At 41.3% G+C, this 18,605-nt stretch carries 21 protein-coding genes and 1 pseudogene; 13 read left to right on the top strand and 9 right to left on the bottom strand.

Going from position 1 to position 18,605, the window contains the following annotated elements:
• Positions 1 to 14: 14 nt before the first annotated feature.
• Positions 15 to 1,409: a Do family serine endopeptidase gene (locus tag ACERCF_RS02340; protein ID WP_373624488.1), complete on the bottom strand. Its 1,395-nt coding sequence runs from the start codon at positions 1,407 to 1,409 to the stop codon at positions 15 to 17.
• A gap of 223 nt (positions 1,410 to 1,632) precedes the next feature.
• On the opposite strand from ACERCF_RS02340, the gene mlaF reads away from it, so the two are divergent.
• The 7 genes from mlaF (at position 1,633) to murA (ending at position 6,408) form a co-directional block, all read left to right on the top strand.
• Positions 1,633 to 2,433, top strand: coding sequence for a phospholipid ABC transporter ATP-binding protein MlaF (gene mlaF / locus ACERCF_RS02335; RefSeq protein ID WP_373624487.1), 801 nt, complete (start codon positions 1,633 to 1,635; stop codon positions 2,431 to 2,433).
• Positions 2,426 to 3,202, top strand: a complete 777-nt coding sequence (gene mlaE, locus ACERCF_RS02330; RefSeq protein ID WP_373610553.1) for a lipid asymmetry maintenance ABC transporter permease subunit MlaE — start codon at positions 2,426 to 2,428, stop codon at positions 3,200 to 3,202. Before mlaF ends, mlaE begins: the two co-directional genes overlap by 8 nt.
• Positions 3,203 to 3,223: 21 nt before the next feature.
• On the top strand, positions 3,224 to 3,745 hold the full coding sequence (gene mlaD, locus ACERCF_RS02325) for an outer membrane lipid asymmetry maintenance protein MlaD (protein ID WP_373624486.1): 522 nt from the start codon (positions 3,224 to 3,226) through the stop codon (positions 3,743 to 3,745).
• A gap of 48 nt (positions 3,746 to 3,793) precedes the next feature.
• Complete coding sequence (gene mlaC, locus ACERCF_RS02320; RefSeq protein WP_373624485.1) at positions 3,794 to 4,429, top strand: phospholipid-binding protein MlaC; 636 nt, start codon at positions 3,794 to 3,796, stop codon at positions 4,427 to 4,429.
• Positions 4,430 to 4,440: 11 nt separating this feature from the next.
• The gene (locus ACERCF_RS02315; protein WP_373610550.1) at positions 4,441 to 4,764 is read left to right on the top strand and encodes an STAS domain-containing protein; all 324 of its coding nucleotides are present in this window, start codon (positions 4,441 to 4,443) and stop codon (positions 4,762 to 4,764) included.
• Positions 4,765 to 4,792: 28 nt separating this feature from the next.
• A complete protein-coding gene (locus ACERCF_RS02310) occupies positions 4,793 to 5,053 on the top strand; it encodes a BolA family protein (protein WP_373624484.1) in 261 nt (86 codons plus the stop codon).
• 74 nt (positions 5,054 to 5,127) lie between these two features.
• Positions 5,128 to 6,408, top strand: a complete 1,281-nt coding sequence (gene murA, locus ACERCF_RS02305) for a UDP-N-acetylglucosamine 1-carboxyvinyltransferase (RefSeq protein WP_373624483.1) — start codon at positions 5,128 to 5,130, stop codon at positions 6,406 to 6,408.
• Positions 6,409 to 6,465: 57 nt separating this feature from the next.
• Here murA and ruvC read toward each other — a convergent pair whose 3' ends face one another.
• From ruvC to ACERCF_RS02280, 5 genes are all read right to left on the bottom strand, one after another.
• Entirely contained in the window at positions 6,466 to 7,044 is a 579-nt protein-coding gene (gene ruvC / locus ACERCF_RS02300) for a crossover junction endodeoxyribonuclease RuvC (RefSeq protein ID WP_373624482.1), read from the bottom strand.
• Positions 7,045 to 7,108: 64 nt separating this feature from the next.
• Positions 7,109 to 7,636 carry an ACP-like domain-containing protein gene (locus tag ACERCF_RS02295; RefSeq protein WP_373624481.1) on the bottom strand — a complete coding sequence of 176 codons (528 nt, stop codon included), beginning with the start codon at positions 7,634 to 7,636 and terminating at the stop codon, positions 7,109 to 7,111.
• Positions 7,637 to 7,763: 127 nt separating this feature from the next.
• On the bottom strand, positions 7,764 to 8,504 hold the full coding sequence (locus ACERCF_RS02290; protein ID WP_025247335.1) for a YebC/PmpR family DNA-binding transcriptional regulator: 741 nt from the start codon (positions 8,502 to 8,504) through the stop codon (positions 7,764 to 7,766).
• Positions 8,505 to 8,516: 12 nt separating this feature from the next.
• Entirely contained in the window at positions 8,517 to 8,975 is a 459-nt protein-coding gene (nudB, locus tag ACERCF_RS02285; RefSeq protein WP_373624480.1) for a dihydroneopterin triphosphate diphosphatase, read from the bottom strand.
• Between the two features lie 44 nt (positions 8,976 to 9,019).
• The gene (locus ACERCF_RS02280) at positions 9,020 to 9,895 is read right to left on the bottom strand and encodes an EamA family transporter (RefSeq protein WP_373624479.1); all 876 of its coding nucleotides are present in this window, start codon (positions 9,893 to 9,895) and stop codon (positions 9,020 to 9,022) included.
• Between the two features lie 108 nt (positions 9,896 to 10,003).
• Here ACERCF_RS02280 and ACERCF_RS02275 point away from each other — a divergent pair, with 108 nt between their 5' ends.
• The gene (locus ACERCF_RS02275; RefSeq protein ID WP_159629204.1) at positions 10,004 to 10,840 is read left to right on the top strand and encodes a DUF72 domain-containing protein; all 837 of its coding nucleotides are present in this window, start codon (positions 10,004 to 10,006) and stop codon (positions 10,838 to 10,840) included.
• Between the two features lie 104 nt (positions 10,841 to 10,944).
• Here ACERCF_RS02275 and aspS read toward each other — a convergent pair whose 3' ends face one another.
• The gene (gene aspS / locus ACERCF_RS02270) at positions 10,945 to 12,711 is read right to left on the bottom strand and encodes an aspartate--tRNA ligase (RefSeq protein WP_373624478.1); all 1,767 of its coding nucleotides are present in this window, start codon (positions 12,709 to 12,711) and stop codon (positions 10,945 to 10,947) included.
• A gap of 286 nt (positions 12,712 to 12,997) precedes the next feature.
• Between aspS and ACERCF_RS02265 the strand changes: the two are divergent.
• The 5 genes and pseudogenes from ACERCF_RS02265 to ACERCF_RS02245 all read left to right on the top strand — a co-directional run bounded on the left by ACERCF_RS02265 (position 12,998) and on the right by ACERCF_RS02245 (position 17,089).
• Positions 12,998 to 14,083 (top strand): annotated as a pseudogene (locus ACERCF_RS02265) (LLM class flavin-dependent oxidoreductase).
• Positions 14,084 to 14,125: 42 nt separating this feature from the next.
• The gene (locus tag ACERCF_RS02260) at positions 14,126 to 14,398 is read left to right on the top strand and encodes a hypothetical protein (protein WP_373624477.1); all 273 of its coding nucleotides are present in this window, start codon (positions 14,126 to 14,128) and stop codon (positions 14,396 to 14,398) included.
• 87 nt (positions 14,399 to 14,485) lie between these two features.
• On the top strand, positions 14,486 to 16,009 hold the full coding sequence (locus ACERCF_RS02255) for a SulP family inorganic anion transporter (RefSeq protein WP_373624476.1): 1,524 nt from the start codon (positions 14,486 to 14,488) through the stop codon (positions 16,007 to 16,009).
• A 197-nt stretch (positions 16,010 to 16,206) separates the two neighbouring features.
• The gene (locus tag ACERCF_RS02250) at positions 16,207 to 16,635 is read left to right on the top strand and encodes a PACE efflux transporter (RefSeq protein ID WP_373610540.1); all 429 of its coding nucleotides are present in this window, start codon (positions 16,207 to 16,209) and stop codon (positions 16,633 to 16,635) included.
• Between the two features lie 13 nt (positions 16,636 to 16,648).
• On the top strand, positions 16,649 to 17,089 hold the full coding sequence (locus ACERCF_RS02245; RefSeq protein ID WP_373624475.1) for a MarR family winged helix-turn-helix transcriptional regulator: 441 nt from the start codon (positions 16,649 to 16,651) through the stop codon (positions 17,087 to 17,089).
• Between the two features lie 167 nt (positions 17,090 to 17,256).
• On the opposite strand, the gene ACERCF_RS02240 is transcribed toward ACERCF_RS02245, so the two are convergent.
• Both ACERCF_RS02240 and nrfF read right to left on the bottom strand, forming a co-directional pair.
• Positions 17,257 to 18,024, bottom strand: coding sequence for a TPR domain-containing protein (locus tag ACERCF_RS02240; protein WP_373624474.1), 768 nt, complete (start codon positions 18,022 to 18,024; stop codon positions 17,257 to 17,259).
• A gap of 129 nt (positions 18,025 to 18,153) precedes the next feature.
• The gene (gene nrfF, locus ACERCF_RS02235; RefSeq protein ID WP_373624473.1) at positions 18,154 to 18,603 is read right to left on the bottom strand and encodes a heme lyase NrfEFG subunit NrfF; all 450 of its coding nucleotides are present in this window, start codon (positions 18,601 to 18,603) and stop codon (positions 18,154 to 18,156) included.
• Positions 18,604 to 18,605 lie beyond the last annotated feature (2 nt).

Raw genomic sequence — 18,605 nt, 5'->3', positions numbered from 1 at the left:
TTTTTTGTCATAATTTATTGCAAAATTACATAGAAATTCGCGCCATCACGCACAATGTTGAGTGCAACTACAGATGGTTTTGAATCTAAAATTTTGCGTAAATCAGCAATATTTTCTACCGAGTGGCGGTTTACGCCAATGATGATATCGCCTTTTTTGAGGCTTCTCATTTCTGCTATTGAGCCTTTTTCGATATTAGAAATTTCAACGCCTTTAATGCCTTTCGCATTGTAGTTATTGAATTCTGCTCCTTTTAATGCAGGAATAATGTTTGAAGCGGTAGTTTTAGCTTCCGAATCGGATTGTAACGTCACTTTCGCTTTGTCTTCTTTGCCATCACGCAAGTAGGTTAATTCAATCTCTTTACCCACACCAGAAGTAGCCACTTTCGCTCTTAATTCACTGAAACTGCGGATTTTTTGACCGTTGATTTCAGTAATCACATCGCCTGCTTTAAAGCCTGCTTTAGCAGCGGCAGAACCTGGTAATACTTCACTAATGAAAGCCCCTTGTTGGGTTGAAATGTTAAACTCTTTGGCAAGATCTGCATTTAGCTCACCGCCTTTAATGCCTAGCATTCCACGTTTTACTTCGCCAAATTCAATAATTTGAATTACAAGGCTGTTTGCCATATTACTTGGAATGGCAAAAGCGATACCTGCATTGCCACCACTAGGGGAAATGATTGCAGTATTGATACCGATTAATTCCCCTTTTAAGTTAATTAATGGGCCGCCTGAATTACCCTGATTTACCGCAGCATCAGTTTGGATATAGTTTTCATAGCCTTCATCTGATTTACCTGTTGAACGACCTAACGCAGAAACAATACCAGAGGTTACAGTTTGCCCTAAACCGAACGGATTACCGATAGCGACGGTAAAATCGCCCACTTGTAGTTTGTCTGAATCTGCAAATTTAATTTCAGTTAAGTTTTTCGGATTTTCAACTTGGATTAATGCAACATCTGAAAGCGGATCGCTTCCAACTAATTTTGCGTTAAATTCACGTCCATCTTCCAGTTTTACCGTCATCTTGTCTGCATTATCAATAACGTGGTTATTGGTGATGATATAGCCTTTTTCTGCATTAATGATTACACCTGAACCTACGCCACGAAAGTTGCGAGGGGCTGATTGACGATCACCGAAGAAATCGGCATTCGGACCGAAGAAAAATTCAAATTCAGGTGGAATATCACGGGTGCGGCGAGAATTGCCTTTTGTTTTACCTTCAACGGCAATGCTGACTACCGCAGGTTGTACTTTTTCTAACATTGGGGCAAGACTAGGCACGGCTTGACCATCAACTGCTGTTGGTAATGCAGCTTGTGCAATCATTGGCATTGCTGCAATGCTTGAGCCTAAAACTAATGCGGTTAAAAATGATTTTTTGAGTGTTTTATTCATATTGTGTATATTCCTCATATCCTATGTTTTTTATAATCTACGAGTGAAGTCGCTCGTGTTTACTAAGACAAGCCCTTTTTTTGTCAGTTCATCAATTTGCAAAATTTTTCTAAAATCATACCGCTAGCAAAGCAAAGTTTTGTCATCTTATTAAAAGTTTTTTGACATTCGCTGAAATTTGATAGACCATACATTACTTTTATTAATATGAGTCCTATATTTGATGTCTAGAGAAAATTTGGTTGAAGTAAAGCACTTAACCTTCAAACGAGGGGAGAGAGTGATTTATGACAATCTCAATTTGCAAGTGCAAAAAGGCAAAGTAACTGCCATTATGGGGCCGTCTGGAATCGGTAAAACCACCTTGTTACGTTTGATTGGCGGGCAAATTTTACCTGAATCGGGTGAGATCTTGTTTGATGGTAGAGATATTTGTAAAGCGAACAACAAAGAACTTTACGAAATTCGTCAGCGAATGGGAATGTTGTTCCAATCTGGGGCGTTGTTTACCGATCTTTCTACTTTTGACAATGTGGCTTTCCCGATTCGAGAGCATACCCGTTTACCCGAAGAACTTGTTAGAAAATTAGTGTTGCTGAAACTTGAAGCAGTAGGGCTTCGAGGTGCAGCAAATTTAATGCCATCTGAATTATCTGGTGGTATGGCACGTCGTGCGGCACTTGCTCGTGCGATTGCACTTGATCCTGATTTGATTATGTATGATGAGCCTTTCACTGGGCAAGATCCGATCAGTATGGGCGTGATCGTGGAATTGATCAAAGAACTAAATCAAGCCTTAAATCTCACCTCTATTGTGGTATCTCACGATGTGAAAGAGGTGTTAAGTATTGCTGATTATGCCTATATTGTGGCGGATAAACGTATTATTGCAGAAGGTACGCCAGAAATGTTGTTAGAAAGCCAAGATCCGCAAGTGGTACAATTCTTAGCGGGTAAAGCAGACGGGCCGGTACGTTTCCACTATCCTGCAAAAGATTACACGGAGGAGCTATTTAATGGTTAATTTTATTAGCTCTATTGGGGCTTTTGTGATTAATTTTATCCGTACACTCGGGCGTTCAGCCTTTATGTTGTGGGGAGCATTAATCGGTAAGCCTGAATTTAGAAAACATACTCCATTGCTGATTAAGCAACTTTATGTGCTAGGAGTGCAATCACTTTTAATTATTATGCTCTCAGGCTTATTTATTGGTATGGTATTAGGCTTGCAAGGCTATGTAGTATTAGTTGATTTTGCAGCGGAAAGTAGCTTAGGTACGTTGGTTTCCCTATCGTTATTGCGAGAACTTGGGCCAGTGGTTACTGCATTGTTATTTGCAGGGCGTGCAGGTTCGGCATTAACCGCAGAAATTGGCTTAATGAAAGCAACAGAACAACTTTCTAGCCTTGAGATGATGGCAGTTGATCCCTTAAGACGAATTATCGCACCACGCTTTTGGGCAGGTGTGATCTCAATGCCGATTTTAGCAGCCATTTTTACGGCGATTGGTATTTGGGGCGGCTCACTTGTTGGCGTAGATTGGAAAGGCGTTGATGGCGGTAGTTTCTGGTCGGTAATGCAAAACTCAGTTAATGCTAGTGATTTAATCAACGGCTTTATTAAAAGTGTGATTTTCGCTTTTGCTGTAGTTTGGATTGCATTATTTAACGGCTATGATTGTGTACCAACTTCAGAAGGTATTAGCCAATCAACAACAAAGACAGTGGTAAATGCTTCACTTGTGATTTTAGGATTAGATTTTATTTTAACTGCGATTATGTTCGGCGGTTGATTTTAGTAAAAGGAACAGACAATGCGTCAATCAATTAAATATGAATTCTGGGTAGGATTATTTGTACTACTAGGGTTAGCAGCTCTTGTCTTTTTAGGCTTAAGAGTGGCAAATGTACAAGGATTCTCAAGTGAGAAAACTTACACGCTTTATGCAACTTTTGACAATATCGGTGGACTAAAGGTTCGTGCACCTATTAAAGTTGGAGGTGTAGTAGTAGGTCGAGTAGCTGATATTTCACTCGATAACAAAACCTACACGCCAAAAGTAGCCTTAGCTGTGAATGAAAGTTTTAACCAAATTCCGGACACCAGCTCACTTTCAATTAAAACCTCTGGCTTATTAGGTGAACAATATGTTGCGTTAAATGTCGGCTTTATGATTGAAGGCGAAACCGCAATAATGAAAGAAGGCGATACTTTTGTAGATACAAACTCTGCAATGGTATTAGAAGATTTGATTGGTCAGTTCTTATATGGTGATAAAAAGCCAGATAAAACTGAAGATGAAAAAGCGATTGATTCTGCCCCCATCGCAGAATAATCAACTTAACAATAACCTCTAATTTAGAGTTTTTGGAGATTAGTAATAATGTTAAAAAACATTAAAAAAATTATCGTAACTGGTTTAGTCGCAGTTTCTGCATTATTCTCAACGACGGCATTTGCTGAAACTAGCCCTTATGTATTAATGCAACAAACAGCAGATAAATTATTTGGCAATATCAAAGCAAATCAAAGCAAAATTAAATCAAACCCTGAATACTTGCGTACCATTGTGCGTAACGACTTAATGCCGCACGTTCACGTTAAATATGCAGGTCAGTTAGTATTAGGTAAAAACTTATCTTCTGCTACAGATGCACAAAAAGAAGCGTTTTTTAACGCATTCGGGCAGTTTGTAGAACAATCTTACTCACAAGTATTAACCCAATACCAAGATCAAACATTCCAAATTGAAAGCCCGAAATCCGTTGAGGGTAAATCGATTGTAAGCATTCGTGTAAATGTATCTGGTAAAGGTGCTGCACAGCCAATTAAATTAGACTTTAAATGGCGTAAAAACAGCAGAACAGGAGAATGGCAAGCATACGATATGGCTGCTGAAGGTGTAAGTATGGTTGCAACTAAGCAAAATGAGTGGGCTGGTGTAATCCGTCAAAAAGGTATTGATGCACTAACCGCACAAGTTGCTCAATCAGCAAAACAACCAATTACCTTAAAATAAATAGTTTAGTTATGCCTCAAAAAACATTAAAATGGGACATTCAGCAAAACAATGAAAGTCTTTTTGTGAAACTGTCAGGCGAATTAACTCGTGACACGTTGCTTCCATTATGGAAGCAACGTGCTTCTTTTTTATCTCCGAAAGGTAATCAAAAGCTATATTGGGATTTAAAAGATATCACTCGTGTAGATTCTGCCGGTTTTACATTACTTGCTGAATTATTAAATCATTACCATAAAATCACACCAAGCAGTTTAATTAATACGCCGGATTCTGTTAAGGCATTATCAGAACTCTATGATTTAGACGGTTGGTTTGAGCAATTTATTATTTAAAAAAATTAGCAAAGCATTAGGATTTATAATGACCCCAACACAAATTGAAGACATCTTAAAACAAAGCCTAACCGATGTAGTCGAAGTTCACGCACAAGGCGAAAATGCCCATTTTGGGGTAATTGTAGTGAGTGATAGCATTGCTGCACTTTCAAAAGTAAAACAGCAACAAGCGGTTTACGCACCACTAGCAGACTATTTCACTACAAATGAAATTCACGCATTAACCATTAAAGTGTTCAGTACAGAAAAATGGAAAACTGAGCGTTTATTGAATATGGTTGGTTAATAGATGGGCGAAAAATATTTCGCCCCTACAAAAATTGAAACAAAATTATAATTCTTAATTTTAGGATCTCCCAAATGGAAAAATTCCGCGTATACGGTCCTTTCTCTTTGAACGGAACCGTTGATATTTCAGGTGCAAAAAATGCCGCCCTGCCTATTTTATTTGCCTCTATTTTAGCAGAAAAGCCGGTTACATTAAAAAATGTGCCTGATTTGAAAGATGTTGACACAACCTTTAAAATTTTACGTCAATTAGGTGTAGTGGTTGAAAAGGCAGAGGAAAAAGGTGTTGTACATATTGATGCAAGCAACATCAATAATTACGTTGCACCATACGAATTAGTTAAGATAATGAGAGCTTCTATTTGGGCATTAGCACCATTAGTGGCACGTTTCCAAGTTGGTCAAGTTTCATTACCAGGTGGCTGCACTATCGGTGCTAGACCGGTAGATATGCACATTTCAGGTCTTGAAAAAATGGGTGCTAACATTGAGTTAGATGAAGGCTATGTAAAAGCGACTTCTCAAGGTCGTCTAAATGGTGCAAGAATCTATATGGATAAAGTGAGCGTGGGTGCAACTTTATCGGTAATGATGGCTGGAACATTGGCAAAAGGGACTACCGTTATTGAAAACGCAGCTCGTGAACCTGAAATTGTGGATACCGCAGATTTCTTAAATGCAATGGGAGCTAAAATTTCAGGAGCCGGTACAGATATGATCACTATCGAAGGGGTTGAAAACTTAGGTGGCTGTGAGCATAGTGTTGTGCCAGATCGTATCGAAACAGGAACATTCTTAGTCGCTGCTGCTATTTCTGGTGGTCGTATTACCTGTCGTAACACCAAAGCAGATACACTTGATGCAGTTATTGAAAAATTGCGTGAAGCAGGTATGCAAGTTGATGTGACGGAAGATACCATTACCTTAGATTCACTTGGTCGCCGCCCGAAAGCGGTAAATATTCGTACAATGCCTCACCCCGGCTTCCCAACGGATATGCAAGCTCAATTTACCTTGTTAAATGCCGTTGCAGACGGTACGAGCCGCATTACGGAAACCATTTTTGAAAACCGCTTTATGCACATTCCAGAGTTAGTTCGTATGGGGGCTAAAGCTGAAATTGAAGGAAATACCGCAATTTGCTACGGCGTAAAACGCTTAAAATCAGCAGAAGTGATGGCAACGGATCTCCGTGCTTCAATTAGCTTAGTATTAGCAGGCTGTATTGCAAGTGGCGAAACTATCGTTGATCGTATTTATCATATCGATCGTGGTTACGAACACATCGAAGAAAAATTACGTGGTATTGGGGCGAGAATTGAACGTTTTTCAGCTCCATTTGAAGGCGAGTAATTGCAAAATTTTCTCCAAAAGTAACCGCTTGTTAGAAAGCTATCAAGCGGTTTTTTATTATCCTTTCAACCTAAATCGTCCTCGACTATATCGGGTTTTCATCAGGGCTAAAATCTGCTCTTTCTCACTACTTACGCTCTGTTGGCTCTGTTTTACTACAATTAAAGAATGTTGCATAGAATGAGCGTGAGTAATAGCAATAGCTAAGGCATCAGCTGCATCGGCTTGGGGCTTGGCGGAAAGGTTGAGCATGCGGGTAACCATATCTTGCACCTGAACTTTATCGGCAGAGCCAATGCCTGTAACGGTTTGTTTGACTAATCGAGCAGCGTATTCAAATACAGGTAAGTCGTGATTAACTGCGGCAACAATTGCGGTTCCTCGTGCTTGCCCAAGTTTTAAAGCAGAATCAGGGTTTTTCGCCATAAAGACTTGTTCAATTGCGAACATAGTGGGCTGAAATTGGGTGATAATTTCACTCACGCCTGCGTAAATGCGTTTTAGGCGAGTAGGCAAATCATCAGCAGTAGTACGGATAGCACCACTGCCAAGATATTCCAAATGTCGTCCGTTTTGGCGTATTACACCATAGCCTGTTACTCTTGAGCCGGGGTCAATTCCTAAAATAATAGACATTTTTGACAATAAAATAAGCGAGAAGACGGATATCTTCTCGCTTATTATGTTTTAAATCAAGGGATTATTTATTTAAACGTGATGTTAATGCTTTATCTACATCACAGGTTTTCGCTAAGATATTGCTTACCTTCGCTTCGTGTTTGAAAAGCATACCTGATTTTTCGGTTGAAGCTAAGTTAAAGCCGCTTTCTAATTCCCAAGAATATTTTTTCGATTTAAATACTGTTGAATCCTTATCTGAAGGATCGATAGCTAATGTTGGGATTTTTTGTGTTTTTTTACCGTTTTGTAACACGATGTTTACTGCTTTAGGCTCTTCGCCTTGGAATACATAGTTTGCCGTGACTAATTTACCGCTTTGGCAGCGATATACGATAGATTTTGAACCATCGGTTGCTTTCTCTACTTTTACTGCACCTGCACCACGAACAGCGTTGCCTGCAATCTCGTTTACTTGTTGGGCTGCCTGATCGGCTGCTTTCGCTACAGGATCTACTGTTGGTTGAGGGGCCGGCTGGTTATTTGCATTAGAACAAGCGGCTAATACTACAGTTGCTGCTAAAGCTGGAACGAATTTTACTAATTTCATAGTTTTCTCCTTAAGTAATTTCATAGAATTTAGAAGCAATTGCTCCTGTATGCTTAGAACGTACTATGTTGAAAAAGTTCATAAAAATAAGCATAACCGAAATTATGCTTATTTTTCTTGATGTTATTTAAAGAAGAGCTGCTACTTCATCACTAATTTCGCCGTTGTGATAAACATTTTGCACGTCATCACAATCTTCAAGGCGGTTGATTAAATCAAGTAATTTTGGTGCGGTTTCTGCATCAAGTTCAACAGTAGTTGATGGAATCATTGTGACTTCCGCAGATTCAATTTTAAAGCCTGCTTGCTCAATACCATCTCTGACATCGCCTAGATCTTCCCAAGCGGTGTAGATTTCAAATGAACCGTCTTCTTGTGATTGAATGTCATCAGCACCTGCTTCAATTGCCGCTTCGGTTAAAGCATCTTCATCGCCAGAAGCAATTAAAATTAAGCCTTTTTTACTGAATAAATAACCTACAGAGCCTTCCGTTCCTAAGTTACCACCACATTTTGTGAAACTTGGGCGAACTTGTGAAATTGTACGGTTAGCATTATCGCTTAAACACTCTACCATTACCGCCGTGCCACCCGGACCATAACCTTCGTAGATTTTGGTTTCCATATTAGTGTCATCGCCACCGCCCACACCACGCTCTATCGCACGGTTAATGGTATCACGCGTCATATTGCTGGATAATGCTTTATCAACAGCTGAACGTAAGCGTGGGTTTGCACTTACATCGCCACCACCTAATTTTGCTGCTGTAACTAACTCACGAATTAATTTTGTGAAAATTTTACCGCGTTGTGCATCTTGTGCTGCTTTACGGTGTTTAATATTTGCCCACTTACTATGGCCTGCCATTCTGTAGTTTCCTTATTTTGAAGTTATTAAATATTGTTTGATTGCTTGTGCGTTATTTGGCGATTTAGTCATTTGGATTGCCTCTGTAGGCTCAACCCAACGATACGCTAAATGTTCGGTTAAAATCGGCTCTTGTTCACTCTCAAGTGGTAACAAAAACCAATGCTCGACACAATGTGTGATATTAGGTGCGTATTTATACCGAAAATGTGGAAAAATTTCAAATTCTATCTGCTTTTGGCAATCAACAAGCGGTTGTTTTTCCCCTGAGATTTGCAAATTAGAAATGGATAAACCAATTTCCTCCAATACTTCGCGTTCGGCTGCTTCAATCGGTTTCTCACCAATCTCCAGAGAGCCTGTTACCGATTGCCAAAAATCGGGATCGTCTTTGCGTTGCAGCATTAATACTCGGTTGGTATCTTTAGCATAAATAACCACCAATACGCTATTCGGGTTTTTATAGTTCATCTTTTTATTTGCAAAATATTTGATTATTTTGACCGCTTGTGGCTTTAGCCAAGCACAACTAAAACGGCTGCGATTACGACCAAAATTAATCCCACAAAATCTTGAATTTTCAACCGTTCTTTAAAGATAAAATAGGATATACCAAGAATAAAGAAGATCTCAACCTGCCCGAGCGTTTTTACAAAGGCAACGTGGTTTAAACTCATTGCATTAAACCAGCCGAATGAGCCGAGAAAAGAGAACAAGCTCGTCAGCATTCCCAATTTCGGAAAACGGAAAAATTTTGTAAGCGTTGCTCGTTGGAACAGGGCTAAATAGACCACAAGCACAAACGCCCCAAAAGTAATCACTGCAAATAGTACCCAAGCGGCGGAAAGTAAATAATGGCTATTGAGTTGTAAGCTCGCTTCTCGCACCCAAAGGGAAGTTAGGGCAAAGCATAAGCCGCTACCAATGCCGAGAAATAACGTTTTCCACGAAACTTGTCGGAGATTGCCACTGCCTGTCATTAAAAAGATCGCTACACCACCGAGTATTACACCAAGCCAGCCAATGCCGCTAATGGTTACGCCGAAGAACATCACACCAAGTAATGCTGCCCATACAGCCTCGCTTTTTGCGAGCCCCACGCCGATTGCATAATTCTTTAAATGAAAGAGCTGAACCATCAGCGATGTTGCCATAATTTGAGCCAATCCTGCTCCAATCGCATAGACAAAAAATAATGGCGGAAAGTGAGGGATATTTAGTGTTTCATCATATTGATACAAAAAATACAAATAGACACTTGCCAGCGGCACGGCATAGAAAAAGCGGGCAAGCGTTACGCCTAGCACAGGCACATTGACGCTTAATTGCTTTTGAAAGGCATTGCGACCGGCTTGAGCCACGGCTGCCAGCAGAGTAAACCAAATCCACATAGTGATGATGAAATAAGAAAAAGTAACGAAATATTACTCTTTTATTGGCAGTTTGCAAGCGGTTAAAAAACTATTAAAATTTGCAAAAATTTTTTGACGAATAACACAATGCTCCCTCATATTTACATCGGCACAGGTGGCTATGCCGACACCGATCTAATCGGCACACTTTACCCTTTCGGCACAGCCAAAGAGGATTTTCTCTTTGTATATAGCCAACATTACGACACGCTGGAAATCAACAGCACTTTCCACGCACCCATCGGGCAGAAAGCCTTTGAAGGAATGGTGCAAAAGGCGGAAGGGCGGCTGAATTTTTCGGTGAAATTACACCAAGATTTCAGCCACCAACGCACAGCAACGGCAGAGCAAGCTCACGCCTTTTTAAATGCGTTACAACCTTTTATTGAGCAAAACCTGTTAGCCAATCTGTTTATTCAATTCCCTACGCAATTTGAACGCACGCCGCTTAATCGCTGTTATCTTGCTGAGCTTTGCCAATGGTTTGCGGATTACCTGCTCGCTATCGAGTTCCGCCACCCTACTTGGCATATTCCCGCAGTATTTGACACCTTTATGAAAAGCCAAAACCTGATTTGGTGCAATGTTGATTATCCGCAAAATATCGGCTTACCAGCCTTCCATTTCTTTGCCAATCAGCGCACAGCCTATTTACGCCTACACGGACGTAACCCCGATTGGTGGAAAGGACAAAGTGCGGCAGAACGCCACGATTATCGCTATTCCGATGAGGAATTAAAAGGATTAGCCGAATTGCTGTTTAACCGAAGCTCAGAATTTGACAGGCTTTATCTCTACTTTGAAAACACCACCAACAGCCACGCATTTTATAATATTGAAACGCTCAAAGGCTTTTTGGCAGAGAAAGGATTTCAGATAAAACCTATACCAGAAATGTTACTAGGACAGCAGAGTTTGTTTTGATAACGACAAGATAGTGCAAGCGTTCATTTTAAATTTGTAAATTATTTGGTATTTTCAACCGCTTGTTAATATAAAAGGGCGAAAATTTTTTCGCCCCTACAGTATTATTCTTGTGCAATCGTTTTAATCGCTAACTCTTCCAACGCTTTTGGATTTGCATAGCTTGGTGCTTCTGTCATCAAGCACGCTGCTGCGGTGGTTTTCGGGAAGGCAATTACATCACGAATGTTATCTGTACCAGTAATCAGCATTGTTAAGCGGTCTAAACCGAACGCTAAGCCTGCGTGTGGTGGTGTGCCAAATTTTAACGCATCTAATAAGAAACCGAATTTCTCTTTTTGCTCTTCTTCGTTAATGCCTAAAATGCTGAACACGGTTTGTTGCATATGTTGACTGAAAATACGCACTGAGCCGCCACCTACTTCGTAGCCGTTAATCACCATATCGTAAGCATTCGCAACTGCATTTTCCGGATCTTGAACTAATTCTTCTGGCGATAATTCTTTCGGTGAAGTGAACGGGTGGTGCATTGCTGATAAGTTGCCTTCATCATCACGTTCAAACATAGGGAAATCAACCACCCATAACGGTTTCCACGCTGTAGTGTCGGTTAAGCCTAAATCGTTACCTACTTTTAAGCGTAACGCACCGATAGCATTGGTTGCAACGTGCCAGTTGTCTGCCCCAAAGAACACGATATCATCTTTTTGTAAGTTTAAGCGTTCAACTAAGGCTTTTAGTACCTCTTCATTTAAGAATTTTGCAATTGGGCTTTGAATGCCTTCTAAGCCTGCGTTCACATCATTCACTTTTAACCAAGCCAAGCCTTTTGCTCCGTAAATACCGACAAATTGAGTGTAGTCATCAATATTTTTACGGGTTAGAGCCGCACCGTTTGGTACACGAAGTGCCACCACACGCCCTTTCGGGTCGTTTGCCGGACCGCTGAATACTTTGAAATCAACCGATTTTAAAATATCCGCCACGTCCACCATTTCTAACGGGTTACGCAAATCTGGTTTGTCTGAACCAAAGCGAGTCATTGCTTCATTCCACGTCATCATTGGGAATTTTCCTAAATCAACCCCTAAGGTTTCTTGCCATAAACTGTGAATCATCTCTTCCATTAAGGCACGCACTTCTTCCGAAGTTAAGAAAGAAGTTTCCACATCGATTTGGGTAAATTCAGGTTGGCGGTCTGCACGCAAATCTTCATCACGGAAGCATTTTACAATTTGATAATAGCGGTCAAAACCAGACATCATCAACAACTGCTTGAAAAGCTGTGGCGATTGCGGCAGAGCATAGAATTTGCCTTTATGTACACGGCTTGGCACAAGGTAGTCTCTCGCACCCTCAGGGGTTGCTTTGGTTAGCATTGGGGTTTCGATATCTAAGAAACCGTTGTCGTCCATAAAACGACGCACGAAACTGGTGATTTTGGCACGAGTTTTGAGCTTCTCCGCCATTTCTGGGCGACGTAAATCTAAATAGCGATATTTTAAACGTTGCTCTTCAGAGTTCGTTTGGTTGAAATCCAGTGGTAGCACTTCAGCGTTGTTGTACACCACTAAATTTTTCACTAACACTTCGATTTCGCCTGTTGTCATCTCTTTATTGATTTGCGATTCATCACGAGCGATCACTTCACCTTGAATCTGTACACAAGCTTCAGAACGTAAGGCAGATGCTTGTTTAAAAAGTGCTTCATCTTTCTCATCGAAAAACACCTGCACAATGCCTTCACGATCACGAATTTGCATAAAAATAAAACGACCAAGGTTACGAACACGATGAACCCAACCGCTTAAGGTAACTGCTTGTCCAACGTGTGAGCGGTTTAACTGACCGCAGTAGTGAGAACGCATCATATAAAATTTCCTTTTGAATTTTGAAAATGGTTGCCCGAATATCGGGATAAACTTGAAGATTATAGCGGAAATTTAGCTAGAAATGGATAAATAAAAACAAACAAGCGGTCATTTTTTGCAGAAAAAATGCACTTAGGAAACCAAGTTACGAAAATTTTGCAAATAAACTTTCAGGTAGCCCAAAAGCCTATTTTTACAATCATCTTTTCATTTTTAAAAATCAATCTCCCATTTTTAACCATTCAATTATCAATAATAAAACCCTATAATATCCCCATACTTTTTAATGGGAGAACCTAAAATGACCGATTATCTTGACAATTCAAACAAACAAATGAAACGGGCAATGATGTTTGTAACAGGCTATGGCAACGAATCTTATGCGTGGCGACTTGCCGAGAGCAACGAGAAAGCCTATACCGACATTGACAATTACATCAAACTGGCTCAAATTGCCGAACAAGGCAAAATTCACCCCCTATTTATTGCCGACACCTCTGCAATGATTGGGGCGGGCGTAAGTGGCGATTTTGCCCACAAATCCCCAATGTTTGTGTTAGAGCCGATGACGATTTTTTCAGCCGTTGCCACACATACCAAAAAAATTGGCTTGATGGCGACTTATTCTACAACCTATAACTTGACCTACAATTTGGCTCGCCAACTAAAAATACTGGACATCATCAGTGGTGGGCGTATTGGTTGGAATGCCGTTACCACAGGCACAAGAGAAGTGGCTTATAATTTTGGCGACAAGCCCCTACCCGGACACCGCCACACGCTATGAAATGGCACACGAAATGGTGGAGGCGGTGCAGACCTTTGGGGAACATTTGGCGAAAACGCCTACATTACCGACAAAGCGACAGGGCAATTTGCCGATATGAGCCAAATAAAGCAAGCCAATTACAAAGGCAAACATTATCAAGTCAAAGGGGCGTTGCCCATTCCTGCCACACCGCAAGGACAACCGCCGATTTTTCAGGCAGGTCCAAGTCCAGAAGGCATTGAGCTGGCTGGGCGTTTTGCCAGTGGCGTGTATGCCAATCCGTTTAGCATTGACGAGGCAAGAAATTATCGGAGTGTGTTAAAACAAAGTGCCATCGCTCACGGTAGAAACCCTGATGAGATTAATATGTTTTCAGGATTTATGTTTACCATTGGCGACACTTATGAAGACGCACTCGCTCGCAGAATGAAGCTCATTGACTTTATGAGTGATGATGAATTTTATGGGCAAATTCGCTATTTATCGGCGATGATTGGGGTCAATTTGCACGGTTTGGATTTGAATGAACCCTTGCCAATCGCCCTACAAAATCAGGCGACACCGCACCCACACGCCCCCGTTCGCCAAGAGCGGTGGAGCTGATTAAAAAAGGAATGTCGCCCCAAAGAAGTCTTGGCAAATGGCGTGATTAACTATCACCCTGTGGTGGTTGACACCGCTCACGATGTGGCGGATTTTATGGAAGAATGGTTTAAAGCAGGGGCGACAGACGGCTTTTCGCTGGCTCCTGACAGTCAAATGGGCGTGCTTGAATTTGTGGAAAAAGTCGTACCGATTTTGCAAGAGCGGGGAATTTATCATACCGATTATGAAGGCGATACGCTAAGGAGCATTTGGGCGTGCCATATCAGTATGGGCTTAAAAATTAAGGAAAGAAAAACACCGCTTGGATTGTGATTAAAACAGCCAAGCGGTGTTTTATCATTTAAATCAACCCAAAAGCTATGTTATAATTGCCGATTTTTGACAGTCTGGATAATTATTTTGACCGCATTATTTTCTGCTTTTTCTGCTAAACATTTCTCCCAAAACTGGCTTGCCAATCCACGAGCCGATATTTTATCAGGGCTTTCGGTGGCGTTGGCATTGATTCCAGAAGCCATCGCTTTTTCTATCATTGCTGGGGTCTCACCACAGGTGGGCTTGTATGCGTCTTTTTGTATTGCCATTGTGATTGCTTTTTTTGGCGGTCGTCCTGCAATGATTAGTGCCGCCACAGGGGCAATGGCGTTGGTACTCGCAAGTTTGGTCAAAAATCACGGCATGGATTATATGCTTGCCGCCACGCTTTTGACGGGTGTGATTCAGATTATCGCAGGCTGGCTGAAACTGGGCAGTTTGATGCGGTTTATTTCACAGGCGGTGATGATTGGTTTTATCAATGCGTTGGCGATTTTGATTTTTTTGGCACAGTTGCCCGAATTAAATCCCAATTTGGCAGGCGTGTCTTGGCAAACTTATGCCCTAACCACTTTGGGGCTTTTGGTGGTGTATGGCTTTGGTTATTTGCCCAAAATTGGCAAAGTCATACCATCGCCTTTGGCAACGGTGGTGCTGGTTACTTTGGTGGCGGTGGTGCTTGGCTTTGATGTTCGCACGGTGGGCGATATGGGGCAGTTGCCTGACAGTTTGCCTGCGTTTTTGTTGCCTGATGTACCGTTTAATTTAGAAACCTTGTGGATTATTTTGCCTTATTCGCTAAGCCTTGCGGCGGTCGGCTTGCTTGAATCGTTATTGACTGCCAATTTGCTTGACGAGATGACCGAAAGCGACAGCAACAAAAATCAAGAATGTCAAGGGCAAGGCATTGCCAACATTGTCAGCGGTCTGTTTGGTGGTATGGCAGGCTGTGCAATGATTGGGCAGTCGGTGATTAACATCAAATCAGGCGGACGCACACGGCTCTCTACGCTGGTGGCAGGCGTGTTTTTGTTGATTTTGGTGGTGTTTTTGGGCGATTGGATTAAAATCATTCCAATGCCTGCTCTGGTTGCCATTATGATTATGGTGGCTCTTAGCACTTTTAAATGGCAGTCTGTCAAAGAACTCAAAACGCACCCGTTGGGCTTTAATGTGGTGATGATAACCACCGTTGCCATTGTGGTGTACAGTCATAATCTGGCACTAGGTGTGTTTTTTGGGGTGTTGTTATCGGCGTTGTTTTTTGCCAATAAAATCGGGCGTTATATGAAGGTGCTACACCTGCCCACCGCAGACGAAAGCGCTTTAGCGTATGGGGTAACAGGTCAGGTGTTTTTTGCATCAACCGATGATTTTATCGCCAGTTTTGATTTTGATAACAAAGCCGTCAAAACGGTGAGCATTGATGTCAGCCACGCCCATTTTTGGGACATTTCGGCGGTCAGTGCTTTGGATAAAGTGGTGGCACGCTACAAAAAACAAGGGGCAAGCGTGCAAGTGTTTGGTTTAAACGAAGCCAGCAAAACTTTGGTGGATAATTTTGGCAAATCAGACAAAGACAATGTGGATATTTTAAATACGCATTGATGGTTAAAAAATACAAACACCGTTTGCCTTATATTTAAAAGGGGCAAGCGGTGTTTTTTTATTGGAATTTTGCAAAACACCTTTTCAGCCAGCCTAAAATTACACTTCTTTACAAACCCACGCTTTTAATTAGTCCAAATACTGACTACAACACCCCAAATTAGTCAGTATTTGGACTTTTTTAGTTTGGAGAAACGATGAGTAATGTCTTTTCAGCCCCAATGAGCCTAAACGAACGCCTGTTTCATTCGGTGTTTTTTGAAATGGGGGCGATTACGGTTGCCACCATTCTGGTGAAGCTGTTTTCAAATACCGACACCAGTTCTGCCATTGGCGTGGGCATTGTGATGGCAATGATGGCGATGGTGTGGAATTTTGTGTTTAATTTTGGTTTTGACAAGGCGTTTACCGCCCCACGAGAAACACGGGGCTTGGGACTGCGTGTGTTTCATACCATCAGTTTTGAAGCGGGGCTGTTGGTATTTACCATTCCTGTGCTTGCCTATTTGCTTGGGCTGTCGTTGTGGCACGCATTTTTGGCAGATGTCGGCTTGACGATTGTCATCACCGTGTATGCCTTGATTTTTAACTACCTTTATGACCACCTTCGCCTAAAAGTGATTTAATCAGGAGTTTGCTATGAATGACACAATGACCCAAGCGGACAAACTGGGGCAATCGATCAGCCATTTATTTAATCTTTATAATGCGTGGGCAAAGAAAAAGGGCTTAAATTACAATTATTTGGCGATTTTGCATACTTTGGTTCGCCTGCATACCTGCACCCAAAAACAGATTGGTACTTTGTGGGCATTGCCCAAACAGACCATTTCAATGGCGTGCCAAAAACTGCACGCAGACGGCTTGATTGACTATTTGCCAAGCGAAAACGACAAGCGGGAAAAAGTCTTGACCCTAACCGAACAGGGCAAAACGCTTGCCTATCCGTTGATTGATGAGCTTGATGCCTTGGAGCGTGTCGCCACAGAGCAGTTTGGCAATCAGCGATTGGCTCAAACTTTACAGAATTTGCAAGCGTATAACCAAATTTTGTCGCAAGTGATGAATATTGCCGACTGATTTTTAAACGATGTTTTATGGTAATTTGGCTAACCCAAACAAAAAAAGCCCCTAAAATCTGCTATAATAGCTAATTTAATTTTAACCACATATACCCAATCACAATCAATCTAATGCCAAACACCGCTTAATGAAAATTGGGCGGTGTTTTTAAACATTGCTTAAATTTATTTTCTCTGCTGCCCTTCCAACATCTGTCTCGCCATTTCCATACTTTGAATAATTGCTCGGCGGTTAATGGCATCATTGTTGCTATCTAGCACTTTTCGCCAGTAATCAAGGGCTTGTTGGTAGTTATTATTTAGAAAGCCGTCTGAGGCTCGTAGTAGCAAACTAGCACTTTCATTTTTATCTAAACTTAAGGCTTCATCAATAATTGCATTAATTTCTGCAGTCATTTTCTGTCCGTTGTCGTAATAACGAGCGGTGGCTACTGCACCTAAAATGGCGGCTTTTTTGCCGAGTAGTTTTTGGGCATTATCATAACAAACTAAGGCGGAGTCAAAATCATTGTTTAATACATAAGCCTGCCCTAGTTCATACCAGAGATCGCCATTATTCGGGTTTTCTCTTAGCTGATTTTGTAGGCTGATAATGTAGCGTTCATTTTTTGATGTGCCGTGAGCTTCGCTGACTTGTTGCTGGAAATTTTTATGAACTTTCAAGCCCTCTTGTACAACGTGGTAACGCCCTGAAAAAGCATAGTAAGCAATTCCTAACAATAAAATTGCAACAGCTGAAAGTGTTGCCATTTTAGCAAGCGGTCGATTTTTAGCGTTATTTTGCAACTCATTTTGTTCAAATTGAGCCTTCTCGAATTGGTAACGCTGTTCTGCTTCACGCTCATATTCTTGCCTCACATCATCTGCAAAATGTTGGGCAAATTTGACCGCTTGTTGATAATTTTCTCTGCTTAATTGATCACGAGTTTCCATTTTCTGTATCTTTCTTAGTCAGTTTACTCTTTATGAGTAGGAGCGAGTCCTGTGCCCGTCCGTAAATTAATATTGTTTTCAGACAGGCACAGGACCTGTCCCTACGAATATTGACATAGAACTCGTCCTCTATCCCTGTAGTCGAGAGTATACTATTTTCTTCTTTTTAGTTCGCCATAAAATAGCGATAAACAATACGCCAAACAACCCGAGCGGTAAGCCCCACAGCACCCACGTTTGTGGGGTAAGTGGTGGTTTATAATTGACAAAATGCCCGAAACGATCTGTCATAATGCGGATAATTTCCTCATTACTTTTGCCTGCATTGACCATTTCATATACTTCAATCCGCATATTGTAGGCGGCGGTTGCGTTTGATTCCACCAAGTTTTGGTTTTGGCATTGTAGGCAACGCAAGGAACGAGCAAGTGAAATCGCTCTGACTCGGTCTACTTCATTTTTAAATTGGAATGTATCCACCATATCTGCTTGAGCGGTATTAATAAAAACACTCATCGCAAATACAAGCGGTAAAATTTTGGCAATTTTTTGCAAAAGTGAAAATAGGTTATTTATCATTC

Origin of the sequence: Mannheimia kashgarensis, assembly GCF_041807705.1 — a bacterium.
Taxonomy (GTDB): Bacteria; Pseudomonadota; Gammaproteobacteria; order Enterobacterales; family Pasteurellaceae; genus Mannheimia.
The sequence above is the reverse complement of the archived record's forward strand: the minus strand, read 5'-3'. Positions and strand labels throughout refer to the sequence as shown.